This window comes from Rhizomicrobium sp. (assembly GCA_037200385.1).
In the GTDB taxonomy this organism is placed as follows: Bacteria; Pseudomonadota; Alphaproteobacteria; order Micropepsales; family Micropepsaceae; genus Rhizomicrobium.
Genome location: JBBCGL010000001.1, coordinates 2851072 through 2876498 on the forward strand (window position 1 = coordinate 2851072; position 25427 = coordinate 2876498).

At 62.8% G+C, this 25427-nt stretch carries 20 protein-coding genes; 10 read left to right on the forward strand and 10 right to left on the reverse strand.

Annotated features, from left to right (window positions below; genetic code table 11):
- Positions 1-224 precede the first annotated feature (224 nt).
- Both WDM91_13420 and WDM91_13425 read left to right on the forward strand, forming a co-directional pair.
- Positions 225-1682 (forward strand): M81 family metallopeptidase, encoded by a 1458-nt coding sequence (locus tag WDM91_13420; protein MEI9995590.1) that lies wholly within the window; start codon positions 225-227, stop codon positions 1680-1682.
- 7 nt (positions 1683-1689) lie between these two features.
- Positions 1690-2796, forward strand: a complete 1107-nt coding sequence (locus WDM91_13425; GenBank protein ID MEI9995591.1) for an FAD-binding oxidoreductase — start codon at positions 1690-1692, stop codon at positions 2794-2796.
- A gap of 5 nt (positions 2797-2801) precedes the next feature.
- Here the strand turns inward: WDM91_13425 and WDM91_13430 are convergent, their stop codons facing one another.
- Complete coding sequence (locus WDM91_13430; GenBank protein ID MEI9995592.1) at positions 2802-3572, reverse strand: TetR/AcrR family transcriptional regulator; 771 nt, start codon at positions 3570-3572, stop codon at positions 2802-2804.
- Positions 3573-3641: 69 nt separating this feature from the next.
- Between WDM91_13430 and WDM91_13435 the strand changes: the two genes are divergently transcribed.
- The 4 genes from WDM91_13435 to WDM91_13450 are packed head-to-tail and all read left to right on the forward strand — an operon-like array spanning position 3642 to position 7780.
- Positions 3642-4130: a MaoC family dehydratase gene (locus WDM91_13435; GenBank protein ID MEI9995593.1), complete on the forward strand. Its 489-nt coding sequence runs from the start codon at positions 3642-3644 to the stop codon at positions 4128-4130.
- Positions 4130-5452, forward strand: a complete 1323-nt coding sequence (locus tag WDM91_13440; protein ID MEI9995594.1) for an MFS transporter — start codon at positions 4130-4132, stop codon at positions 5450-5452. The genes WDM91_13435 and WDM91_13440 overlap by 1 nt, the downstream gene beginning before the upstream one ends.
- The gene (locus tag WDM91_13445) at positions 5449-7023 is read left to right on the forward strand and encodes a class I adenylate-forming enzyme family protein (protein MEI9995595.1); all 1575 of its coding nucleotides are present in this window, start codon (positions 5449-5451) and stop codon (positions 7021-7023) included. The genes WDM91_13440 and WDM91_13445 overlap by 4 nt, the downstream gene beginning before the upstream one ends.
- Before the next feature lies 1 nt (position 7024).
- A complete protein-coding gene (locus WDM91_13450) occupies positions 7025-7780 on the forward strand; it encodes an enoyl-CoA hydratase/isomerase family protein (GenBank protein MEI9995596.1) in 756 nt (251 codons plus the stop codon).
- Between the two features lie 125 nt (positions 7781-7905).
- Here the strand turns inward: WDM91_13450 and WDM91_13455 are convergent, their stop codons facing one another.
- On the reverse strand, positions 7906-10101 hold the full coding sequence (locus tag WDM91_13455) for a TonB-dependent receptor (GenBank protein MEI9995597.1): 2196 nt from the start codon (positions 10099-10101) through the stop codon (positions 7906-7908).
- Between the two features lie 108 nt (positions 10102-10209).
- Here WDM91_13455 and WDM91_13460 point away from each other — a divergent pair, with 108 nt between their 5' ends.
- The gene (locus tag WDM91_13460) at positions 10210-11181 is read left to right on the forward strand and encodes an ornithine cyclodeaminase family protein (protein MEI9995598.1); all 972 of its coding nucleotides are present in this window, start codon (positions 10210-10212) and stop codon (positions 11179-11181) included.
- On the opposite strand, the gene WDM91_13465 is transcribed toward WDM91_13460, so the two are convergent.
- From WDM91_13465 to WDM91_13480, 4 genes are all read right to left on the reverse strand, one after another.
- On the reverse strand, positions 11178-12131 hold the full coding sequence (locus tag WDM91_13465) for a pyridoxal-phosphate dependent enzyme (GenBank protein MEI9995599.1): 954 nt from the start codon (positions 12129-12131) through the stop codon (positions 11178-11180). The genes WDM91_13460 and WDM91_13465 overlap by 4 nt on opposite strands.
- Positions 12132-12215: 84 nt before the next feature.
- Complete coding sequence (locus WDM91_13470) at positions 12216-13439, reverse strand: aminotransferase class III-fold pyridoxal phosphate-dependent enzyme (protein MEI9995600.1); 1224 nt, start codon at positions 13437-13439, stop codon at positions 12216-12218.
- Positions 13440-13455: 16 nt separating this feature from the next.
- Complete coding sequence (locus WDM91_13475) at positions 13456-15774, reverse strand: TonB-dependent receptor (GenBank protein ID MEI9995601.1); 2319 nt, start codon at positions 15772-15774, stop codon at positions 13456-13458.
- 56 nt (positions 15775-15830) lie between these two features.
- On the reverse strand, positions 15831-16538 hold the full coding sequence (locus tag WDM91_13480; GenBank protein MEI9995602.1) for a helix-turn-helix domain-containing protein: 708 nt from the start codon (positions 16536-16538) through the stop codon (positions 15831-15833).
- Between the two features lie 183 nt (positions 16539-16721).
- On the opposite strand from WDM91_13480, the gene WDM91_13485 reads away from it, so the two are divergent.
- Positions 16722-17978, forward strand: a complete 1257-nt coding sequence (locus WDM91_13485; GenBank protein ID MEI9995603.1) for a hypothetical protein — start codon at positions 16722-16724, stop codon at positions 17976-17978.
- A gap of 6 nt (positions 17979-17984) precedes the next feature.
- Here WDM91_13485 and WDM91_13490 read toward each other — a convergent pair whose 3' ends face one another.
- The gene (locus WDM91_13490; GenBank protein MEI9995604.1) at positions 17985-18650 is read right to left on the reverse strand and encodes a TetR/AcrR family transcriptional regulator; all 666 of its coding nucleotides are present in this window, start codon (positions 18648-18650) and stop codon (positions 17985-17987) included.
- Between the two features lie 54 nt (positions 18651-18704).
- On the opposite strand from WDM91_13490, the gene WDM91_13495 reads away from it, so the two are divergent.
- Entirely contained in the window at positions 18705-19523 is an 819-nt protein-coding gene (locus WDM91_13495; protein MEI9995605.1) for an SDR family NAD(P)-dependent oxidoreductase, read from the forward strand.
- A 12-nt stretch (positions 19524-19535) separates the two neighbouring features.
- Positions 19536-22379, forward strand: a complete 2844-nt coding sequence (locus WDM91_13500) for an amino acid permease (protein MEI9995606.1) — start codon at positions 19536-19538, stop codon at positions 22377-22379.
- A 35-nt stretch (positions 22380-22414) separates the two neighbouring features.
- Here WDM91_13500 and WDM91_13505 read toward each other — a convergent pair whose 3' ends face one another.
- The 3 genes from WDM91_13505 to WDM91_13515 all read right to left on the reverse strand — a co-directional run bounded on the left by WDM91_13505 (position 22415) and on the right by WDM91_13515 (position 25405).
- Entirely contained in the window at positions 22415-23803 is a 1389-nt protein-coding gene (locus WDM91_13505; GenBank protein ID MEI9995607.1) for an aldehyde dehydrogenase family protein, read from the reverse strand.
- Positions 23800-24831, reverse strand: a complete 1032-nt coding sequence (locus WDM91_13510; protein MEI9995608.1) for a homoserine dehydrogenase — start codon at positions 24829-24831, stop codon at positions 23800-23802. Before WDM91_13510 ends, WDM91_13505 begins: the two co-directional genes overlap by 4 nt.
- A 115-nt stretch (positions 24832-24946) precedes the next feature.
- Complete coding sequence (locus tag WDM91_13515) at positions 24947-25405, reverse strand: winged helix-turn-helix transcriptional regulator (protein ID MEI9995609.1); 459 nt, start codon at positions 25403-25405, stop codon at positions 24947-24949.
- Between the last annotated feature and the right edge of the window lie 22 nt (positions 25406-25427).

Genomic DNA, 25427 nt, shown 5'->3' on the forward strand with positions numbered 1-25427 from the left:
AGAAATAAGTATGACATCAATATCAGTTTCTGCTATTTCGGATCATGGAAATCCGCGCTTTCCGGGCGCGGCGTGACATAATTGCAAGTTACCGGTTCTTGTGACCGGTCGGTGCACTCCACTTCGCATGCGGCGCGGCTGCGCCAATATGATGGATGCGTCAGATTTTTGGGCAACGGCGACGCCGTTCGCCGGTTTTCGATGCAGTGATCGAGGGGAACGGCATGCGCATTTTCACAGCGGCGTTCGGCGCGGAGACGAATACTTTCTCGCCGATTCCGACGTCGCTGACTTCTTTCGCTGAGCAACTCTTGCTGCGTCCCGGGGAGCACCCCGATCATGCCGTGTCGGGCTTGGCGCCGAATTGGGCAGTGCGCCAGCGTGGCCGTGCACAAGGATGGGACGTCATCGAAGGTACCTGTGCCTGGGCCGGACCTGCCGGCCCGTTGGTGCGTACGGCATTCGAGACCATCGCGGGAGAGATCCTGACGCAATTGGCCGCAGCATTGCCTGTCGATGCCGTGGTGCTGTCGCTGCACGGCGCGATGGTGGCGCAGGGAATCGACGATTGCGAGGGCGAGCTGCTGCGGCGCATCCGCGCCTGCGCAGGTCCGCACGCAGTCATCGGCGTCCACCTCGACCCGCATTGCGTTCTGAGCGAACTCATGGTGGACAAGGCGGACATCATCGTCTGCATGAAGGAATATCCGCACACCGATTTCGTCGAGTGCTCGGATCGACTGGTCGATCTCGTCGCTTCCGCACATGCGCGCAAAATCAGGCCCGTGATGACCTTGCGCGACTGCCGCATGATCGGCGTGTATCACACGACACGCTCGCCGATGATGGAGATCGTGGCGCGGATGCATGCCCTTGAAAAGCAGACAGGAATCCTATCGGTCTCCATCGCACATGGCTTTCCATGGTGCGATGTGCCCGAAAGCGGCACGCGCGTCCTCGTGGTGACCGACGGCGATGCGGTGTTGGGCGAACAGGTGGCCGACATAATAGAGCATATGCTGCGAGCCGTCCGCGGCACGACCATGAACGTCCCGGTTTCCATGAAGGAGGCGGTCCGTCAGGCTGCAGCGCGCACCAGCGGCACGATCGTGCTGGCCGACATTTCGGACAATCCCGGCGGCGGAGCCCCAGGGGATTCGACCTTTCTTCTGAAGGCCTTGTTGGAGTGTAGCGCGAGAGCGGTCTGCCTGGGGCCGCTCTGGGATCCGCAGGCGGTCAAATTCTGCCACGCTGCCGGAGAAGGCGCCGAGCTGGCGCTGCGCGTCGGCGGCAAAGTGGGCGCAATGTCCGGCGAACCGCTCGACCTGAGCGCGCGCGTGACAGCGTTGAGCAACAGGCTGACACAGACCTTTGCCGGCCAAGCGACGTCGCTCGGCCCAGCCGCGGCGGTCCACGTCGCCGGCATAGACGTCGTGTTGGTCAGCGAGCGGCAGCAAGGGCTCGGGCCGGATCTTTTCAGCAATATCGGCATCGATCCCCGCGCACGACGGGTGGTCGTCGTCAAATCCAGCCAGCATTTCCACGCCGGCTTTGCGCCGCTCGCGGAAGAGATCTTGTATGTCGGGACGCCGGGCGCGTTGCAGCTCGACTTCCGCAGCTTGCCTTATCGGCGCATCGCGCGACCGATTTGGCCGCTGGACGACGTGAGTTGGGATATATAGGCGCGATATGGAACGGTTCGACGTCATCATCATCGGTGCGGGAATCGCAGGGGCGTCGCTCGCCATGCCGCTCGCCGAAAGTGGATACGGTGTGCTGATGCTGGAGGCCGAAGCGCAGCCAGGTTTTCACGCCACCGGCCGGTCTGCGGCTTTCTTCGCCCCGGGTTACGGCAATGCGGTCGTTCGTACCCTGACGGCCGAGTCTGGACGGTTTTTCCGCGTACCGCCCGATGGTTTCACCGAAACGCCGCTCTTGCGTCGCCGCGCCGCCATGTTCATCGCGCGTCCGGATCAAGCCGGCTCGCTGCAGCGCATGGAAGCAGAGCTCGGCGATACTGCAAGGCGGCTGGACGTCACCGAGACCATCGAGCAGGTGCCCATCCTGCGGGACGACTACATTGCCACTGCGCTGCTCGACGAGAACGGCGGCGACATAGATGTCGATGCGCTCCTGCAGGGTTTCTTGCGGGCAGCACGCAGATCCGGCTGTCTCCTGCGATGTGGCGGACGCGCAACTGCCATGCACCACAAAGACGGCTTGTGGCATATGGCTACGGCGGAATTCGATTGTGCGGCGCCGCTTGTCGTGAACGCTGCCGGCGCCTGGGCGGACAGTTTGGCCGCGCTGGCCGGATTGAAGCCCCTGGGCCTTGCGCCGATGCGGCGCACGGCGCTCACGGTTGCGGCAGGACAGGATTGGAACATGGCGTCCTGGCCCATGGCGATCGATGTCGACGAGCTCTTCTATTTTAAGCCGGAAGCCGGCGCCTTGCTGCTGTCGCCAGCCGACGAGACGATATCCGAACCGTGCGACGCACAGGCGGAGGAAATCGACGTCGCCTATGCGGTGGAGCGTGTGGAACGAGCGACGACTTTGCGCGTGAGACGCGTGCTGCACCGCTGGGCAGGATTGCGCACATTTGCACCCGATCGTACGCCGGTCGTGGGCTTCGATCCCCGTGCACAGGGCTTTTTCTGGCTCGCGGGACAGGGAGGCTATGGGGTACAGACCGCACCTGCGCTCGGCGCCCTGGCCGCCGCGCTGATCATCCGCCAGGAGGCCGTAAGTGGTGAGATCACCGCCGCACTGTCGCCGGCCCGGTTTCTGGGCTAAGAGCGCTACACCCACATGATCTTGGCGAGCTTGGCGGCCGTGGGAGGCAAGTCGTCCGGCGGCATCATGCCTGCATCGAGAATCCGGAGCCAAATGATGCTCGCCGCGTCGGCAACGGCATCGTCATTCGCTCGCATCGATTTGATGACTTTGATGAACTCCGGATCGGGATAGACGACCAGCTTGCGGACGACCTCGTCCATCATCGCACCCAGGAAGTAGATCGCCAGCAGTGCCGTTTCTTGCGCGAGATCCTTGTGGCGACGCAGGACGCTGCGCGACACACGGCCGTACCATTCGCGATTGGTGCGCTGCACCAACCTGCTGAAATCGGGCTCCTCATCGCCGAGCTGGAAAATGCAGCGCATCAAGCCGGCGTTCGCGCGGCAGAGCGCGATCCAGCGGCGGTTGGAAGCCCGGATCGAATCGAACGGTGATCGCGCGGTCTCCGGTGGCGCGCTCAACTTGAAAAAATCCTCGAGCAAGGCGCTCAACACCGTGAGGGATATCTCCTTCTTGTCGTCGAAATAGACATAGAAAGAGCCTTCCGCCACGCCGGCCCTCTCCGTGACGTCGGACACACGCATCGCGTGATAGCCCTTCTCGCCAAGTACGTTCGCCGCGGCTATCTTGAGGCGCGCACGCGTGCGCTCTCCCTTCAATTTGGGTGCGTCGTCGCGCAAGCGGTTTTCCAGGTATGCGGCGAAGGACAGCGTTTCCCGCATCGTGCCTGCTGGTGTATTCGTCGACGAAAGAGTTGCGAGTTGACGTGCCATCCAAAGAGCCTATAAAATTGAGGTCACTCTCAATAATGCCATCCCCAAGGGGAGACCGAAAGGTACGCCATGAGCGCCGACATTATAGGTACCGTCCAGGCGCTCAAGCCCGGTGAGGACCTCGGCGCATCGCCTTGGCTGACCGTTACCCAGGCGATGATCGATCAATTCGGAGCGGCCACGCTCGACCCGGATCCCATGCATATCGATCCCGATTGGGCAACGAAGAATGGATCGTTCGGCGGCACCATCGCGTTCGGCTTCCAGACGATCTCGCTGCTGACCTACTTCCTGCACAAGGTACTGGAAACCCAGCCGGGTCGCGATCCCGCGGTTCATGGTCACTACCTGAACTATGGTTTCGACAAGGTCCGCCTCGTCTCGCCCGTAAAAGTCGGCGCCCGGATCCGCGGCCATTTTCGAGTCGGGGAAAGACGCCAGGACGATCATGGCCGATGGATCAACACCATGGAAAGCACCATCGAGATCGAAAATGCAGACCGCCCCGCTCTCGTGGGGCAATGGCTCAGCGTTTGGGTCCCGCCCGACGCCAGCTGATGGATGCGCAGATGAAAAATCCGGCACAGCCGCCGAGCGGTGGGGGTATCGCCGCATATGCGGCGGGCTCATTTGGCACTGGCGTGTTTTCGACCGTGCCCTCCGTTCTGCTGCTCTATTTCTGCACCGAGGTGCTGCATATCTCCGCCGCGTGGGCGGCGATGGCGGTATTCGCTCCGAAGGCTTGGGGAGTCGTCTGGGATCCTCTGGTGGGAATATGGTCGGACCGGACGCACACCCGGTTCGGTCGCCGACGTCCGTTCTTGCTTGCCGGCGCGATCGGCGTTGCGATTTCATTTGTCGCGGTTTTCACGCCACCGCCACTCAGTCCTGGCGCGACCTTTGCGTGGGTGGCAATCGCCTATTTCGCGCTTGCCACTCTCTATTCCCTGTTCGCAGTTCCTTATGTCGCTCTGCCGGCGCAGATCGGCACGACACAGGGGCTGCGAGCCCAATTGGTGTCCTGGCGCATGACGGTCGCCATGATCGGCGTCCTCGCGGGCGCCGGAATCGCGCCGCTGATCGTCGAAGCCGGTGGCGGTGGTCGTGCCGGCTATGCCGTCATGTCCGAATGGGTTGCAATCGCCTGCCTCATCGCGATGACCGCGCCGATCGTCATGCTGCGCGGCCGCGACATCTCATCGTCCTCTACGGAGGCGAGAGAGCCCGGCCTTCTGCGCCAGGTTGGTGAAGCGCTCCGCCATCGCGAATTCGTCGTGCTTACGCTCGCTTACGTCTTGCAGTTGACGGCAGTTGGAATCGTGTCGGCGTCCGCGCCGTATCTTGTGACCCATGCTTTTGGCCGCAGCGAGGGCGATATCGGAATCGCCTTGCTGGTCATGCTCCTGGCAACGACCGTAACGGTGCCGGCCTGGGCATGGGCGGGCCGCCGGTTCGGCGAGCGCCAAGCCCTGATCGGAGCCGTCATCGCATTCGGCGTCGCCAGTTGCCTGTTGGGCCTGCTTGCGCGCGTCGATATCGCTTGGCCGTTGGCGCTGGTGGGCTTCGTCGCCGTCGGCATCCCGTTCGCCGGAATGCAGGTCCTGCCCTTCACCATCATCGCGCACCTGATCCACGAAGAAGGGCGGCGCGGCTCGCCCGCAGAAGGATCCTTCACCGGCGTATGGACCGCCTCGGAGAAACTCGGACTTGCGATCGGCCCGGCGCTCACCGGTGTCGCGCTGGCCGTCGCGCATGGCGATATTCCACGCGGCCTGACGCTGTTCGTCATGGGCGGACCGCTCGTGCTGGCCCTTCTATCCCTGCCGCTGTTGCGCACGCGGCCGGTGCCTTTGGTCTCCACTTCAGAGTTTCAGCCATGATCCGCCCGCCCGTCCTGCCGCGCATCAGCGATTATGCCGCCTGGCAAGCCCGTCACCAGCCTGATGCGGACGCACTGGTGCTCGGCGCGCGGCGCATCACCTATGCGGAACTCGACATCGCTGTCGATCGGACGGCCCGTGCGCTCCTCGCAGCCGGCGTCAAGAAAGGCGACCGAGTCGCGACGTTGCAGAATCCGACGCCCGAATTCTTCATCGCATTTCTCGCGACTGCCTCCATCGGCGCCATATGGGTGGGATTGAATCCGAAATATCGCGTCGAAGAGTTGCTGCACGTCGTCAAAGATGCGGAGCCGGTCGTGCTTTTGACGCGCACGCAAATCGAAGGTCGCTCCTATGCGGACGAGATCGCGGCATTCAGAAGCGCCGTGCCAATGATGGATCGTGTCGTCGTGTTCGACGGCAATCCCATGATCGCGGCCGCTCAGGCCATGGAAGAGTTCCTGCGGGAAGGCGATGGCATCGCCGGCGCGGAGCTGTCGGCGGCGCGGGAGGCGTGTGGCGGCCGTGATCCGTGCCTCATCGTCTACACGTCCGGCTCGACGGGAAAGCCCAAGGGCGCGTTGCTGCATCACGAAGGAATCGTCGAATTCAGCCTGGAGCAAAACCGCCTTTGGCCGGTCGATCCCCAGTCGATGATCAACTATTTCCCGATCAACCACATCGGCTGCGTCATCGATTGCTCCAGCCCCTGCTTCGTCGGCGGCGGCAAGCTCGTCTTCCTGGAGCATTTCAGCCCGTCCGAATGCCTCGCCCTGATGGCAGAGGAGCGCATCACGATCTGGGGTTCGGTGCCGACGGTGTTCCGGATGCAGCTCACGCTTCCAGACTTCGCGAGATACGATCTCGGCGCCGTTCAGCTCATCCTGTGGGAGGGGGCTGCGATGCCCAGCGAACTGTTGGAGCGGCTCATAGAGATCTGCCCCCGCATGGCCACGAATTACGGCATGACGGAGACGACAAGCGCGATCACGATCGTCGAGCCGACCAGCGACTTCGACATACTGGCCGGTTCCGTGGGAGTCGCGTTTCCCGGCGTCGAGATACGGCTCGCGGACGGCGAAGACAGGGCGGTTTCCGACGGCACGGAAGGCGAAGTTCAGACGCGCTCGCGCTACAATCTGCTCGGCTATTGGCGGCGGCCCGACGCCACGAAAGATGCCTTCACAGCGGATGGCTTCTTCAAGACCGGAGATCTCGCGGTGCGGCGGCCCGACGGCCGCTACCGCATCGTTGGGCGTCTCAAGGAGATGTTCAAATCCGGCGGTTATAACGTCTATCCACGTGAAGTCGAAGCGGCGCTCGAAGCGCATCCGGCCGTCGGTCAGGCGGCGGTCGTGAGCATCGCCGATCCCCTTTGGGACGAGGTCGGGGTGGCCTATGTCGTGCCACGCGAAGCCGTGAGCGCGGCCGCGCTGGAATCCCATTGCCGGGCGCATCTGGCGAATTACAAGGTGCCGAAGCGCTTCGTGATCACCGGCGAATTGCCGTTGCTTCCCATAGGAAAAGTCGATCGCCGCGCTCTCAAGACGCTGGCGGAAGGGAATAACTGAGATGGATCGCGTCCTGTACGCCGTGAAGGACGGCATAGCGACCGTTACGCTCAACCGGCCGTCGCGACTTAATGCAATCGATACAGGCCTGCTCGAGGGATTGAATGCGGCGCTGGCGCATGCGGCCGAGGCGCCCGATGTCGACGTCATCTTGCTCGAAGGCAGCGGCCGGGCGTTCTGTGCGGGCGACGACCTCGAAGAGTTTGAGACCCTTCCCATCAATCGACAGATCATCGAACGCTTCAACGAACGCCTGCAGCTGGTTACGCGACAGCTCATGCTGGGGCCCAAACCCGTGGTGTGTGCGGCCCAGGGCTGGATCGTGGGCGGCGGCGCGGCCTGGCCGCTCAATGCCGACTTCTGTGTCGCAGCGGACGATGCGACACTGTTCTGCCCTGAAGCGGGATTTGGCCTGTTTCCCTCCGGTGGCGTGACGATCCTGATGGCCGAAAGATGCGGACCGGCGCTTGCCAATGAAATCCTCTGGCTGAAGAAGAAACTGAACGCCGCGGAGTTGCTGGCGGCGCGGCTGGTATCGCGCGTGGTGCCTCGCGCCGAGATGGCGGAAGAAGCGCTCGCGCTGGCGCAGGCGATTCGCGCGCTGCCCGAAGGCTCGCGCCGGCGCTTCAAGGAGGCCAGGGCCAACGACATCCGCGCGCGGCTGGAGCGAGCGCTCGATTTCGAGGCCGCGTGCTGCGTGGAATCGGCGCTCGATGCTTCGGTGCGCGACAGGACCAGCGCGGCGTTGCGGTCCTAGAGTCGCGGCGCCGGCCGCCGCGGCGTTTTCAACAATCCGGAATAATGCGCATCGTCCGAACGACGACGCGGACGATGCGTATCAGAAGTGCTTGACTGCACTTGAGCGCATCGGAGCGGTTCACCTCAATTATCGATCTTCAGTTCGACACCGACGGTGCGCGGATTTCCCAGAACGATGAATTTCTGCCCGACGAGGGTCTGGCCTGAGAGATCGAACAGACGTTCCTCATAGATCGTGTTCGTGAGGTTCTTGCCCCAGAGACTGAGGCGCCAATTCCCCTCATCCGGTGTCAGCGACATGCGCATGTTCAACAGACCATACGGATGCACGTGCCCATCTTCCTGATTGTCCGCGGTAAGATAGCTGTCGCCCCGGAAGAGATACTCGCCGAACAGCGACAAACTGCCGAAGCCATAGACCGGCAGCGTATATTCGGCGTTGAGCGCGGCGGTGTAATTCGGTGCATAGGGGATATGGTTCAGCGGCTGGCCGGTCGGCAACGTGCCGCCGTCGTAGCGCGCGTCCTGAACGGATAGATTGCCGCCGACCAACAGCGCTTCGGTCGGGCGAGCGGTAAACTCGAGCTCGACGCCCGTGGAGTGCGCGGAACCGCCGTTGAAAATGATGGGATCGAACACCGGCGTAAGTGGATTGTCCATGGTCACCTGGATCTTCGTCCAGTCCATGTAGTAAACCGCAGCATCCAAGACGAGGCGATGATCGAACCACTCCGTCTTGAGGCCGCCTTCATAGTTCCACAGCGACTCCGGCCCGAACGAAATGCCGTTGGCATCGCCCAGCGCGTCGTTATAGCCGCCGCTCTTGAAGCCCTTCGACACCGTCACATAGCCCATCACGTCCGGGGTGATGTGGTAGCTGGCGTTGAAATTCGGCGTGAAGCTTGGCCAGGAATCGTGCGCCTTGAGATGGCTGACGGAGCCGCCCAAGAGTCCGACGGGGTCGAACTGCGAATAGTCGATCTCCTTGCGATCTTCGGTGTAGCGCGCGCCGGCGGTGAATGTGAGTGCGTCGGTGGCATGCCAAGTCGCACTCCCGAAGACCGCCGTGCTGGAGGTATGCATCACCGCGTTGGAACCGATCAGCAGGCCGGTGAGGGTCGGGTCGCCCAATACATCGGCAAGGTCCGAGCCGATTTCGTCGAAGCTCTGGTTGTTGGTGTATTGCCGGAAATAATAGACGCCGGCGAGCCAATCGACCGGCCCGGTGGAGAAATCCGCGCGCAATTCGTTTGCGTAGCGCCAGACTTTTTCCGGATCGCCGTCATAGGCCATTTTCAGCGGCGAACGATCGGTGTCGTCGCGGTCGTAATAGCCATGCCGATGGTAGGAGGCGATGTCGGTGATGCCAACGCCGCCAAGCCGGGTGGTGAACCGTGCCGCGAGATCGTAGCCGTTGAGCTTTTCCTGCGTGATCGTATCGGAATAGACCACACGGTCGTAGGGGTCGAGATTGCGCGGCAATCCAGCGCCGTCGAGCAGATTCGGTAACAGCGCCGTGTTGTCGTATGCCTTGGTCTCGAATACCAACGGGTGTTGGTCGACATGCTGGTAAGCGCCCGTCAAAAGCAATTCGGTGGCGTCGTCGAATTTGAAGAGCAACTGGCCGCGCGACGACCAGGCATTGTGATCGTTGACGTGATTTCCCAGCACGGCGTTATAGTCGAAGCCGCCACGCTTGTCCCAGACCGTGGACAGCTTGGCGTCGAGAAAGCCGGGCAGGATCGGACCTGACACCGTGCCGCCGAGCCGCACGGCGTCGTAGCTGCCATAACCGGCCGTACCTGAAAACGTGAAATCGTCGCTCGGCTTCTGGGTCGTGATGCTGATGACGCCGCCGATGGTATTGCGGCCGAACAGCGTGCCCTGCGGGCCGCGCAGAACTTCGACTCGTTCGATATCATAGAGATCGGTGTTTACGCCCGCGCCCTGGCCTTCATAGATCTCGTCCACGTAAAAGCCCACGGCAGGATCGGCGCCGGCCGAGCCGGCATTTCCGATGATGCCGCGCAAGGAGGTCGGAGACAGCTTCACGTCGCCGTAGTCGCCGTATTGCAGGCCGGGCGTCGTCCTCGCGATGTCGGAGAAATTGTTGATCCCCGCACGTGTCATGGCATCGGCGGTAAAGGCCGTGACCGAGATCGGCGTGTCTTGGATGTTCTCGGCGCGCTTTTCGGACGTGACGACGATGGTCTCCACGACGGCCACTCCGGCTGGATCCGGCGCTTGCTGTGCTGCCGCCAGGCCCAGCGAGCCCAGCAATCCGGCGCTCGCCATCGAACCGCGCAAAATCCGACGCATGATACTTCCCCCCTCTTGAGAAATATTGAGTATGAGCTCAATATCAATAAATGAACCATTTGTTGCGGGCGGTTGTCAATCGACGTGTGGAACGTCCATAGGTACCGGATGTCGATCTTCCTCCTTTCAGAAGCGGTGGTGGCCGGCGTACTGACTCGCACGCTCGCCTTTGCCGCCGTCCGCGAGGCGTTCGTCGCCAGTGCCGCGGGCGATGGAGAGATCTTCGCCGTCGCGCAGGGACGCGGCAATCCTGAGGGCTCTTCCTTCAGTTTGAAAAGCGCCCTTGTCGCCTCGCGCGATATCGGAGGGTTCAAGTTCGGCAGCTACTGGCCCGGCAACCGCGCGCGCGATATTCCCGCCCATGCTTCGCTCACCGTATTGATCGACGGGCAGACAGGCCTGCCGCGCGCGATTCTCAACGCGAGCCGGCTGAACGCGTTCCGGACGGCCGCGGCGGATGCGGTGGCCACCGAAGCGTTGGCCCGCCCGGACGCGGAAACGCTTGGCCTCGTCGGCTGCGGCCACCAGGCCGAATTCGAGATTCGCGCGATCCTCGATATCCGGCCGATCAAGTCGATTCGCCTGTGGAACAGGACGCCCGACGGCGCCGTCCGCCTCCGCGACGCCTTGGCCGATTTGGCATTGGAGGTTGCGGTTGTCGACGAGATCGAGGACGCGCTGAAATCCGATATCATCATCACGACCACGGCCGCCCGCACGGCCCTGGTCCGCGCCGACGCGGTCCGGCCTGGAACGCATATTTCGGCGATGGGCAGCGATCAGCCCGGAAAGCAAGAACTCGACATCGCCTTGGTCGCGGACGCCAAACTGTTCGCCGACAAGCCGGAACAGTCGATCCGCATCGGAGAATTCCAGCATGCCCAAGCCCGAGGCTTGCTTCGCGCCGATGCGATCACGGCTATCGGTGCGGTTCTGGCGGGCACGGCCTCCGGACGGACGACGCCCGACGAAATCACGATCTTCGACAGCTCCGGCATCGCGATGCAGGACGTGCTGATCGCAGAAGCGATCCTGCAAGCGGCCATCGCCAGCGGCACCGTTCGCTCCATTGCATTCTAGGCTTGCCAAGGCAGGTGATCGAGATCGACGTTGCCGCCGGATAGAATTATGCCGATCCGGTCGGCGTCCGGCAGCTTAGCCGAAAGCACGGCGGCAAGCGCGACGGCCGCCGACGGCTCGACCACGATCTTCATGTACTGCCAGACCATCTTCATCGCGGACACGATTTCAGCTTCCGAGACGGTGAGGACGGCGTCGACGTGATCTTGCATGATCGCAAAATTGCGTTTTCCCAGCGACGTCAGCAGGCCATCCGCGATCGTTTTTGCACCCGACTGCGGGATCAGCGTGCGGGCATGGAAAGATCGCCAAGCGTCGTCGGCGCCGGCCGGCTCGGCGGCGATTACACGGGCTCCTGGCTGCAGCCACTTCGTCGCGAGCGCAGAGCCGGCGAGCAGGCCGCCACCGCCGACCGGACAAACCACCGTATCCAGACCCTTGACCTCTTCAAGCAGCTCAACCGCCGCCGTGGCCTGGCCGGCGATTATCGCATTGTCGTCGTAGGGATGGATGAAAGTCGCGCCGGTTTCGGCTCGGACGGCTTCGGCGGTGCGCTCTCGCGCGTCGAGGGTAGGTTCGCAGAAGACAATACGCCCTCCATAGCCGGCCACCGCCTGCTTCTTCAAGGTGGGCGAATTGCTCGGCATCACGATATGGGCAGCGATGCCGCGCATACGCGCTGCGAGGGCCAGTGCGGCCGCGTGATTGCCCGACGAGTGCGTCACAACGCCCGCGGCGGCCGAGACCGTATCGAGGGACATCACGGCATTGAAGGCGCCGCGCGCTTTGAACGCACCGACCTTTTGGAAGTTCTCACATTTGAAGAACAGCGACGCGCCGGCGCGGCTATCGAGATGCGTGTTCGTGAGAACCGGAGTCCGGTGAATATAGGGAGCGATGCGGAGATGGGCGTCGCGGATGGCGGCGGCCCAGGACATGAGATCGGACAAACGCTATCTCCAAATCGGCACGGCGGCAGCCGCAATGACCGATTTTCGATGCGTTGTGAAGCCCTGAACCAATCCAATAGGGACTCAGCGGCCGGCAACGGCCTTGAATGCATCGTCGGCGGCTTCCAGCACCAGGGTCACATCGGAATCCGTCATGGCCGCGCATATGAACATGTTGTGCCAAGCGTGGACGTATACACCCCTGCGGAGCATTTCGGACGCCCAGCCATAACCCGTCTTCAGTTCCTTGTCGTCATCGAAGAGAATCAGCGGCATCTGCGCCGGCCCGGTCTGGCGTATTGAAAAGCCGCGGTCGCCGGCGAGACCGGCAAGGCCGCTGCGAAGCCGGGTGCCGATGCGTATTGTGTGCTCCAGGTAGTCGGTCGACGCGATCTCATTCAGCGTCGCGATTCCAGCAGCCATCGCGACTGCCGCGAACCAGAACGACCCCGTCACATAGAGCGAACCGGCAGCGGCGCGGGCCTTCTCCGAGCCGAGTAGCGCGGATATCGGATAGCCATTCGCGATCGCCTTTCCCCAGCAAGACAAGTCGGGCTTCACGCCGACCAGCGACCAGCTGCAGTCCCTCGCCATGCGGAATCCGGCGCGCACATCGTCGACAATCAAAAGCGCGCCGCGTTCGTCGCAGATCTCGCGCACCCGCTTCGCATAGCCTGGATCTGGCAGCTCCTGGTCGACAAATGCGTCATGCTTGAACGGTGCGGCGAATATTCCTGCGAGGTCGTTGTCCGCAGCTCTTACCGCGGCCTCCAGGCTGCCGATGTCGTTATAGGTGTAATAGATGAGATGAGCTCGGTCTTCCGGTAACGTCCCTGCGGGGTTGGGCGTGCACCAAGGGGCTGCGCCGTGATAAGCGCCTTTGGCCGCGAGAATCTTTCGCTTGGCCGTATGCGCCCGCGCCGTCATCATCGCCATGGTCGTTGCGTCCGTCCCATTCTTGCAGAACATGGCCCATTCGGCGTGACCGATCATCGATACCAGCTTCTCGGCCAACTCGACCATCACGGGCCCTGGACCGGTCATCGCATCTCCCAGAAGCTGCTGACGCGCCGCCGCCTCGGCGACCGGGCGATGTCCATAGCCGAAAAGGTTCGGCCCGAACCCGCACATGAGGTCGAGATAGACGTTGCCGTCCGCATCCCAGAGCCGCGCCGCGTCTGCCCGCGCGAAGAACTGCGGGTAATTCTCCGGCTGCGTGCGGACCGACTCATGCCCGTACATGCCGTTGGGGATGACCGCAAAAGCCCGCTCGCGAAGGGCACGGTCCTGCGAATTGGTTTGTCGCATGCAAGCGCTCCGAACGTCAGAACCGGTAGTTCAGCTCCGCGCCGAATGTCCGCGGCTCGCCCATGATGCCCTGGAAGAAGCCGATCGAGCTCAGGTCGAAGATGTCGAGATAGTACTTCTGGCCGGACAGATTGCGGATATAGCCGGCCACTTCCCATTGCTCGTCGTCGAAGGAATACGCGACACGCGCATTCTCGATCCAATAGGGACGCTGCGTCAGATAGGGGCTGTTGGCGATGTCAAAGAACTGATGGCTCTTGAACGCGGCATTGACCTGGAAATCCAAGTTGCCGCCGGCCAGCGGAAGACGATAGTCGGCCGAGGTGGAGAGGGTCATGTGCGGCGCCAAGGGGAGCTGATGGGCGTGATCGGTAACCGGATTGCCCAGCAAATCGACGGAAATCGTCTCGCCCGAATCCACCTTCGCCTGCAGGAGCCCGAGCTGGACGTTCAGCGTCAGATTGTCGATAGGCTTGCCGATGAGATTGATGTCGGCGCCCATCATGTGCGCATGGCGCGCGTTGGCGAGCACGTTCGCCTCCGTCAGCGTGCCAAGAACGGGGGTAAGCACGAAAATCTGCAGATCGCGATATTGGTTGTAGAACAGCGACGCGTCGAACAGGAGACGATCGTCGAAGAACGTGGTCTTGGTGCCGACTTCGAAGGCGGTGACGTTCTCGGGCTTGACGGGCTGGAGCTGTGCCGCTGCCTGCACCGGATCCGTCGACAGGAAGCTGCCGTTGAACCCACCGCTCTTGAAGCCGGTCGAGACGGAAGCATAAACCATCGCCTTGTCGGCCACGCGATAGTCCAGCGCCGCCTTCCAGTTGAAGGACTGGTTCGAAAGCCTATTGAAGAAATTCGATACGATCGGCATGACCGGACCGAAATTATCGATGCCGGCCACCTGCACCTGCTGTGCCGAGTCATAACGAAAGCTCTTGCTCTCGCCGGTGAACCGCGCCCCGAGCGTGAGCTTGAGCGCATCGGTGATGTTGTAGTCGCCTTGCCCAAAGGCGGCGTAAGAATTCGTTATCTGCTTGCTGCGATCGTAGAGAATCGTCGCGGTCAGCGGATTGGGATTGAGGGGATCCGGCGACGCATCGCCCGCGCCGGGGCCGAAGAAATTGTCGACATCGAGGAGCTCGTAGATCGGCTGGTCCTGCCGGAGATTCTCACCCAAATAGTACAGCCCGAACAGCCAATTGTAGTTCGCGCCGGACTGCGAGACGCGCAGTTCCTGCGTGAAATCCGAAGAATGGACGCCGAAATCGATCTCCAGCAACCGGTTGGGACCGGAGTCGGTGTCCTCCGGATGGATCTTGTCGTCGCGCTCATAGGACGACAGCGAGGTGAAGGTAAGAGAGCCCAAATGATATTCGCCTTGCAAAGACGCGCCGGCGGAGCGGACATCCAGATGCTGGCGGCGGTTATATGCGCCGCTATAGAACTTGTTCGGCGTGCCATAGCCGAACAGGTCGACGCAGTCGCTGTTCGCCGAGGCGACCCGTTGCGGGCTGCACTCTGCAAAGGTTGCGGGATCGAGCGCACCGAGATGGCGATACTCCGCCGGCCGGTTCGCCACGGACCCGCCATGCACGCTCAGAAGAAAGCTCAGATCGGCGGTCGGCTTCCACTGCAATTGCGCGCGACCGGCAATGTTGTTGACGCCGTTTTCGCGCGTACCGGTCAACGCATTGTACGTATAGCCACCCGACCCGTTCTTGACGATGGCGATCCGGCCATCGAGACCGTCGACGATGGGTCCCCCGAGCGCGCCTTCCAATTGATATTGGCCATAAGCGCCGTATTCGGCATGAAGATTTCCGGTGAAATCGTCGCTCGGCTTGACCGATATGAAATTGATCGCGCCACCGGAGGTGTTGCGGCCATACAGCGTGCCTTGCGGCCCCTTTAGAACCTCGATGCGTTCAAGGTCGAAGGCCTGAAAGGTCTGCGACGCAGGCGAGGCGAGATAGACCTCGTCCATGTATATGCCGTTCGGACCGGCATTGTTGGTGTCGTAGTCGTTCAGGCCGACGCCGCGAATCGTGATGATCGGCTGGTTGCCGGCCCCGGCCGGAAGGGCGATCGCGACATTCGGAGTATACTGGCTGAGATCGGTCGAAGACTTGATTCCGAGGTCCGTGATTTGCTTGCCGGTGATCGCCTGGATCGTGATCGGAACGGTCTGAACGTCTTCGCCGCGCCTCTCCGACGTCACCACCACGGTCTCGACGCCACCCGCATTGTCCGACGATTGGGCATGAACCTGCCCCAATGCACATAGAACGGGCAGACATGAGACTGCCGACAGCAGGCGAAGACGCAACATAAATCCCCCGTCGCAAGTGCAACAAAAATATGATAGCTATCGCTATAGTTGGCAAGTCATTTCTTGGCGCGCGGCTTCGCAAACGAATCCACGTAGAGCGCGACCATGTGGGAGATTTCCTGCATCACGAGATCGGCATCCAGCTCCGGCTGGTCTGTCACGAGTTCAAGTGCGGCGTAGCTGACTTCGACACACAGCGTGGCCGCGATACGCAATACGCACCGGTCGGCACGCGGATAGCGCTTCGCCAAAGCCGCGAAGTCGCGCTCCGCCACCATCTCGCGCGATGCGATGCGAACCGCGCTTAGCGTCGGAACCGCACGCAAGGCGCGCATCACCCAGCCGCCGCCGGGAAAGGCCTTCGTGACGCGATTGACGTCGTAAAGTATATGGCGTCTCGCGTCTGCCATCCCTCGGATGCTGGTGGGGCCGGTGTTCTCGCCTCTATCCTGCCAGTCGAACACCACGCTGTCCTGTGCCGACATCAGCCTGGCGCCCAACTCCTTGAGAAGCGCGTATTTATTGGGGAAATACCGATATAGAGCGGGTGGCGTCAGCCCGGCGCGCTTGCAGACGAGATTGGTCGACAGGCGCTCGATGCCCACCTCGGCAAGCAGTTCGCCCGCGGCCTGGAGTATCGAATCATAGGTCGAACGCGCGCGGTCTTGGAGTGGACGGGCGTTGGCATCGAGACGAACCTTGGGTCTCGTGGGCCGCCGCTTCTCCACCTTCTGGCGAGCAACACGGTTCCGAGTCTTTTGCATATATCCCCCAACAGGTCGTCATTCGCATCGCTGCGAAAGCCCGCAACATCGCGAAGGAACGATAGAGTAGCTACTGCTACCATTCGCGGCTCCTCGCGCACAACGGCCGAGAAGGGCGCGCTGGCGCCGCGCGATTCTCGCTGCTAGCCTTCACAAGCCAAAACTGCCGACGCGAAGGTCCTCATGCAGCCCGCCTCCGAGATTGCCGCGCCGGCTCTAGGTCCCGCTCCGACAGGTATCGCGGGCCTCGAGATCGAGGCCGGCTTCGCGCCGGAAGGGCCGAGCGATTCTTGGGTCGTCGTCGGCAGCAGCATGGTGATCGGCACGGTCGCGCTGATGATATTGGGTATCCAGCCCATCCTGCTGGGAGCGCTGGCGCAGGAGGGGCGTGTCAACGAAGCGTCGCTCGGGTGGCTCGCGACCGTCGAAGTCCTCGCCTTGGCGATCGGATCGGCGGTCGGAGCCCATGTGCTCAGCCGTGGCAAGATCGCGGCGAGGGTGGCCATCGGGACCCTCCTGCTCGCGGCCTTGGATGCGGCGATCTACGCCTCGCATGGCTCCATCATGCTTTTCTTGACGCGCGGCGCCGCCGGCTTCGTCGAAGGCTTCATCCTGGGTGCCGCGATCGTCGTCATAACCCACTCCAGACGCCCCGACCGCCTGAATGGATTGTTCCTGGCGCTGCAGACGATTCCGCAAGCGGTGCTGGCCTATGCATTGCCGGCGTATCTTTTGCCGCGTATCGGCGCCGACGGCGGATTTGCGATTTTGGCTGTGCTTGCTGCGCTGTCGGCTGCAGCGGCGTTGGCGTTGACGGAGCGCGTCCCGCCGATTGCTGCGCAGGCACCTTCCGGCGGCAAGGTATGGACCTTGCCGGTACTTGGAATCCTGCTGGGCATCACATTGCAGAACGCTGCGATCGGCGGGGCTTGGGACTATGCCGAGAGGATAGCGGCGCAGTTCCATATTCCCGCGGACATCGCAGGCTCTGCGCTCGCCGTCAGCCTGCTGGCACAGGTTGCCGGAGCTTTTGCCGTGGCGGGCTTCGCGTGGCGCTTGCCCTTTCGCATCGTCACCGTGGTCGGCCCCCTCTGCCAAGCGATCGTGATCGTGCTCATCGCGAGCGCGCAGTCGAATGCCGTCTACTTCATCGGGACAGGCTTGTTCGGACTGTTCTGGCTGGCGCTCAATCCGTTCCAGGTCGCTTTGTTGATAGATATGGAGCCGTCGCGCCGGGCGGTGATGCTTGGCACTGCCATCACCATTTTCGGGCTGAGCGCGGGGCCGTTCCTGTCGTCGTTTGGCGTGGCGCCCGGCGACGTGCGCGGCGCGTTCTATATCGCGGCCCTGCTCACGGCGCTCGGCGCGGCCGTTTTCGCGCTATCGATGACGCTCCACTATCGTGCCAAACCCGCGCGCGCGCGGAGCGGTGCCTTGTAGGCCACCTCACCGTCCGGTCACGCGCTTGCCCTTCGTACCCACGAGACCATGGAGTGCGTCGGCAATGACATCTTTGTAGATCGGTCGCATTCGAAGCCCGAGCGCTTTGGGAAGCGCCAACGCCAGCCTGCTGCTGGAAGCCGAAAAGTGCAGCAGGAAAACGCAGACCGCCATCAGGTCCTCGGAATCCGCGGCCGGAAAGAACGGCCGCGCCATATCGTAAAATATCTGCGCATTCTTCAGCGAATCCTCGATGTCGAGCGCCTGCAATTCCGGGTCCGTCTGCACCAATGACCAGATATTGCGATAGAGCGGATCGCGCTGGTGCATTTCGAAATAAAGCTCGTAAACCGATTGCACGGTGAGGACGAACTCCGCCGCCGTGGCCGCCGGCCAGATATGTTCGCGCAACATCGCTTCGACCTGGGCGAAGTGCTGCAGCAGAATGGCGCGATTGATCGCCCGCTTGTCTGCGAAATAGCGATACACGGCGCCGATGACCACGCCCGAGCGCCTCGCAATGTCGGACATCGTAACGGCGTCGCCCTTTTCGGCCGTCAGCGCCATGGCGGAGTCGAGAATGCGCTGCACCGTCTCTTTCGAGCGCGCCTGTTGTGCCTTCGGACGCCGGGATGGCCGCCTCGCTTTTTTGGTTGATCGCTGCCTTGTCATGCAAAACGTGATAATGTATCACGTACCGACAATCAACCTCTGTGCGGACCGGCCATGGCGAAGACGGCAATCATCACGGGCGGCGGCGGCGCAATTGCTCTCGCACTCTCTCGAAGGCTCGCCGAGCGCGGCTATGCGCTGATATTGGTGGATATGGACGCGGCCCGCCTCGAGGCCAACAAGGCGCAGTTGCCCGAGACGACGCAGACGGTCATCGCAGACTTGTCCAGCAGTCCCGGCTGCGAAGCCGTCGAGAGACTCATTATTGCCGAGCCAAGCTTGGACCTGCTGGTCAACAACGCCGGCATCATCCGGCCGGGCAATATCGTCGACCTGCCCTTCGCTGAGATGGAACGTCATATCGCGATCAACTTGATCGCGCCGATGCGCTTCACCCGTGCAGCGGCGCGGACGATGGCAGAGCGGGGAAGCGGGACGATCCTGTCCATCGTTTCGGCCGCAGGTCTCGTCGCATTGCCCGGGAGCGCCGCGTACAGCGCGTCGAAATTCGGGCTGCGCGGCTATCTTACGGCCGCAAGCCTGGAACTCGCGCCAAAAGGCGTGAAGGTCGTCGGCGTGTTTCCCGGCGCAGTCGATACGCCCATGCTGCGCTATGAGGCGACCCATGGCGGCTCGGTGCTCAACTTCCTCAACAAGGATGTGCTCAGCGTCGATGACGTCGCCGCCGCCTGTCTGCGCGCGATGGACGGCACGAAGCTGGAGACGCATCTGCCGTTCTGGGACAGCGTTACGGCGAAACTCGTCTCGATCGCGCCCGGCCTGTTGCCGCGGATGATTCCCACTTTCCAGAAACAAGGCGAGAAGGGTCTCAAGCGCTTTCTCGACAGCCGCGGTCTCAAGGCCGACGCATAGCAGACGGAAACCATGGACACCTCACTTCGCGCCATCGCGCGCTCTTTCGAGACCGGTAAGCATCGGCGCATTCTCTCCACGCCGCGTATCATTTTTCTCGTCGTGGCCGCTGCCGCGCCGCTCGCCGCGATGATCGGAAATCTTCCGATCGCGCTCAGCCGCGGAAATGGCGGGGGTGTGCCCGCCGCATTCCTCTTCGCAACACTGACACTCATCTGCTTTTCGGTCGGATATGCCGCGATCAGCCGCCGGATCGTCAGCACCGGCGCCTTCTTCACCTATGTGGCACGCGGCCTCGGCAAGCCGCTCGGGGTGGGCGCGGCATTCATCGCAATGATCGCCTATGTAAGCTTCACGATCGGCATGGCCGCCTTCTTTGGCTATTTCCTTGCACTCGCCCTGGCGCCGCTGGGCGCGACCCTTTCCTGGCTCGTCTATGGCGTCGTGGGCATCGCGATCGTCGGCGCTCTCGGCTATCGCTCCATCGACCTGTCGTCGCGCATCCTGGGCGCGTTGATGGCGGCGGAGATTCTCGTTCTCGCGATCTTCGATCTTGCAGTGATCGGCCAGAAGGGCTTGATGGCCTTCCCGCTGAGATCTTTTTCTCCCAGCATGATTTTCGCGCCGGGCTTCAGCGTGGCGCTTATGTTCGCGTTCACGTCCTTCATCGGCTTCGAGTCTGCTGCGCTCTACGGGGAAGAGGCGAAAGACCCGAAGCACAGCATTCCGCTCGCCACCTATGCTGCCGTATTCCTGATCGGCGTGTTCTATCTCTTCACCGCTTGGACGACCGTCGGCGCGCTGACGGTCGACCGTGCCGCCAGCGAAGCGGCATCGGCCGGCGGCATGCTGATGTTCAGCCTGTTCACGCGATATTGCGGCCAGACGATGTCAGCCGTGTCCGCACTTCTCGTCTGCACCTCGATTTTGGCGTCCTATCTGGCGATCCACAACGCCGCGGCACGCTATCTCTTCGCGCTGAGCCGCGAGAAATTGCTGCCGCATTTCCTGGGCCAGTTTCATCCTGCGCGCTACGCCCCGTCGAATGCGAGCCTTACGGTCAGCGGCCTGACGACGATCTGCGTCGGAGCCTTCGCCCTGAGCGGGGTGGATCCTTATCTGGCCGGAATTCCGGTGCTGATCGGAACGGGCACGTTGGGCATCATCGTTCTCCAGGCGCTTGCGGCATTGGCAATCATCGCCTGGCTCGCGTCGCGCAAGATGCTCGTCAACGTCTGGCTGCTCGTCGCATCGGTGATCGGCGCCGGTGGCCTCGTTCTGGCGTCCATTCTGGTCTCGATCAACTTTCCGCTTCTGGCCACGGCAAACCTGTCCTGGGTGAAATGGCTGCCCGCGATTTATCCCGCAGCGATCGCCGCCGGCGTCGTCTTTGCCTATTGGTTGCGCGCCAACAGGCCCGCTCACTACAGCGTGCTGGCCGAGGCGGACCTTAGAGCCGAAAGCGCGCGGCGGATTCCCACCGACGTACATTATGAAGGCCGCTATTGCATCGTTGGCGCGGGCCCCTGCGGCCTGCTCGCTGCGCGCGCGTTCCGCCTGGCCGGTATTCCCTACGATCAGTTCGAGCGGCATAGCGACGTCGGCGGCATCTGGGACATCGATAATCCCGGCACGTCGATGTACGAGTCGGCGCACTTCATCTCGTCGAAATACACGTCGAATTTCTACGGGCTGCCGATGCCGGACGACTATCCGGACTATCCCAGCTATCGCCAGCTTCTCGCCTATATCCGCGATTTCGCGGAACGGTTCGGCCTGCGGAAAGCCATTACCTTCAATACGGAGGTCCGTCATGCGGAGCCGGTCGGCGCCAATGCCGAAGGGGGCTGGCGCGTCACGCTCTCGACCGGCGAAAGCCGTCTCTATCGCGGCATGATCTGCGCCAATGGCGTGACCTGGCACGCCAGCCTGCCCGACTATCCCGGCCTCGAACGGTTCAAGGGCGATGTTCTGCACACCGTGGATTATCGCAGCGCCGATCTCTTCCGCGGCCGTCGCGTGCTGATCGTGGGTGCCGGGAATTCCGGCGTCGACATCGCCTGCGATGCAGCGCGCGCGGCCGACGCAGCCTTCATCAGCGTGCGCCGCGGCTATCGCTTCGTGCCCAAGCATATTTTCGGTGTGCCGACCGACGTCTTCCTGAGCGGCGTCCACCCGCCCGAAGGCGTGGTGATACCCGACGACCCGAGCAAAATGCTGGACGCCGTCGTCGGCGACCTGACGCGCTACGGCCTTCCCGCGCCCGACCACAAGGCATTGGAATCGCACCCCATCATGAACACGCAGATTCTGCACTATCTCGCGCATGGCGACCTGAAAGCCAAACGCGATGTGAAGACATTCACGGAAACCGGCGCAATATTCACAGACGGCAGCGAGGAGACGTTCGATCTCATCCTCTTCGCGACGGGCTACAACTACAAGATTCCCTACCTGGACGAGTCTCTCTTCACATGGAAGCAGGGACATCCGGAGCTCTATCTGAACATCTTCCACCGCCGCCTGCATGGCCTGGCGGTGGTGGGCTTCGTGGAGTTCGCTTCGGCGGGCTACCAGCGCTTCGACGAAATGGCGCAAATGGCGGCGATGGATGCCTGGATCGCGGAGAGCGGCAAAGGCAGGGCGGATTGGGACCGGCTGAAGCATGAGGATGTCCCCAATCTCCGGGGGACGAAGAACTACGTCGCTTCACCCAGGCACGCCAATTATGTCGACGTCGCGGTCTATCGCCGCGTCCTTGCCGAGCGGCGCGAACAGTTCGGCTGGCCAGATCCCGATGACGCACTTTACGAGCCGCTCTTGGACGGCGACCCGACGACGGCGGTGCCAAGCTAAGCTTTCTGACGACCCACGCGCCTGGGAGCCGCGCGTCAAGGACCGAACATCACGACCTTGGATTGGGTCATTTCGGAAAGAGCGAAGCGCACGCCTTCGCGGCCCATGCTGCCCTGTTTGAAACCGCCGAAGGGCATGGCGTCCAGGCGGAAATCGGACGAATCGTTGATCATGACGCCAGACGCCTGAAGCGATTTTGTGGCCGTGAGGGCGCGGTTCAGATCGGTGGTGAAGATCGCGGCATGCAGGCTTGCATCGCATGCATTCGCCAGCGCCAACGCGGCGTCTATATCGGGGACGGATTCGATCGAAACCATCGGACCGAACGCCTCATCGCGCCAGGCGGACGCCGCATGCGGCGTGTCCAGCAACACCGTCGGCGTCATCAATGCTCCCCTTGCACTGCCGCCCGCGAGCAGCCTGGCACCGCGGCGAACGGCGTCGCCGACAAGCTCCATCGCGCGCGCGGCATGTGCGGCTGAGATCATCGGTCCCATGTCGGTGGCTTCGTCCAGTGGATCGCCGACCATCAACGCCCGCGTCCGCGCCACAAATGCGTCGACGAACCGCGACGCGATGCTCTGCTCCACGAAAATGCGCTGTACGCCGACGCAGTTCTGTCCTGCCGCCCAGAACGCACCCGAGACGGAATTTTCGACGGCCTTTTCGAGATCGCAGTCGGCCATGACCATCACAGGTGCATTCCCGCCAAGGTCCATGGCATAGCGCTTGACCCCACCTGCCTGGACGATCTTGGCGGCCGCTGCCATGCCGCCAGTGAAGGAGACCATGCGGACGGCGGGTGCGCCGGCGAGACGCGATGCAGCAAGCGGTCCGCCAGTGAGAATGGAGAAAATATCGGGAGGCAGACCGGCTGCGGCAAAGAGTTTGGCGAGCCGAATCGCGCTCAGCGGCGCAAGTTCGGACGGTTTCAGCAAGATGGCATTGCCGCCGGCGATCGCCGGGCCGACCTTATGCGCGACCAGATTGAGCGGGTCGTTGTAGGGCGTGATGCCCGCGATCAGGCCCAAGGGCTCGTAAGTGAAATAGCCGATCCGCCCCTCATTGCCGGAAAAGGAGTCAAACGGCACGACTTCGCCGGCCAGGCGTCGCGCCTCGGCAGCGGAAAGATGGAGCGTGTTGACCGCACGGCGTACCTCCTTGCGCGCCTGCCGGATTGTCTTGCCGGCCTCCCGGACGATCAACCGGGCCGCCCCTTCGGCTTCCTCTTCGAGCAGCCAAGCCGTCCGATCCAGAATTTCGCCACGGGCGGCGCGACTGAGGCCTGCGGAGACCTCGGCCGCCTCCTGCGCCGAGGCGACGGCATCATCGACGTCCGCCGGCGAAGCGCTCGGCAGTTCCGCCAGCAACGTGCCGTCATAGGGATTGGCGACGACGATGCGGTCCGCCGGTTCTGCGCTCATGACATAGACCCCGCGATCTCGATCAGGTCGGACAGCAACGCGTATGCCGTCTCGACACGCCCGGCACCCGGCCCGATGATCGTCGTCGCGCCGAGCGGCTCGCTCATCACGCTCAGGGCGTTGGTCGCTCCCGTGACGGCCGCGAGCGGATCGGCGAGCGGCAGGAGCATGGTCTCGACACTCGCGCGCAACGCGCCATCCTCGTCCCATCCGGCCTGGCCGATCAGTTTCCAGCGTAGACCGGATGCAGGCGCGGATCGGACCGCCTGCGCGTCGATCGCTCCGATGCCGCGACAGGGGATGTCGGAAGGGCGGATGTCGGTCCCGAGGAGGGAATTGGCGAGGATCGCCACTTTGAGCCGGACGTCGTGACCCTCCAGATCGGCGGTCGGATCGGCCTCCGCGTAGCCGGCGGCCTGCGCCTCGATGACCGCGTCCTGCAGCGATGCACCGGCTTCCATTCGCCCCAACACATAGTTCGAAGTGCCGTTCAGGATGCCGCGAAACCCCGTGAAGCGCGCACCGGGGAAACACGTCCGTACGGTGCGCAACACGGGCGTGCCGCTCATGACCGCACCCTCGAAGCGGAACAACACGCCCCGCGCTTTCGCCAGCGCATCGAGGCGGGCAAGGCCGAACGTCACCGGCCCTTTGTTGGTGGTCGCGACGGACTTGCCGGCCGCCAAGGCCATCGCGCATAGCGACAGGGCCGGCTCGCCATCGACCACATCGGTAAAGCTCGCCTCCACCAGCACGTCGACGACATCGCTCGCGGCGAGTGCCTCGTTGTCGATGCGGCTGGCGCCGGGCAGACCGTTCAGCGCACCACTTTCAGAACCCATCGCCGCCAGTGCGGACAAAGATAGGCCGGCGGGCGCAAAGGCCGAGCCGAAGCGCAGATCCGTCACGCCGACCACGCAAAAGCGGTTCCCCTGCGTCTTCTCCCGCGCATGAAGCAGTTCGGCCAGAGCACGACCGACACCGCCATATCCGACCAGCGCGAGCCGCAGGGTTTTAGGATCTGTCATGAGCTATGCTCCGCTTTGGCAAGCGGACGATAGCGTTCGCGCGCGTTGGGGCGAGCAAGCGATACGTGCGCCGTGCGCGCCACCGCGATCGTTCCGTTCGTCTGCGCGCGAAACGTCAGTCGAGAGCGACGACGGTTTCTAGAGCCATGGCGGTAACCGTATCGCGGGCACCGCTCAGGCGGGCGAGGTTTCGCCAGATCTCACCGACCCGCTCCTGCGTCGCGGCGCGCACGATCGCGAGGATGTCCAGTTCCCCGCTCAGTACCCAGCAGCCGCGCACCTCCGCCGTCGCACGCAAAAAGGAGAGCACATCGCTGCCGCGCAATCGATCGCGCCGTTGGATCATGAGGATCGATATGAAGTCGCGTGGCGGCGGCACTCGCTTCAACGTGTAGCCGGAGATCGTTCCGTCCTGCTCCATGCGCTGGATCCGCAAGGTCACCGCGCTTCGGGAAAGTCCGATACGATTGGCGATCGTCTGGCTCGGAAGGCGCGCGTTGCGTGCGAGCTCGGCCAGTATCAGCCGGTCATGGGCATCGAGCAACCGTGGCCGGTCCGTCACGTCAGGCGACATCGGCGCCCTGCACCTGCAGGGT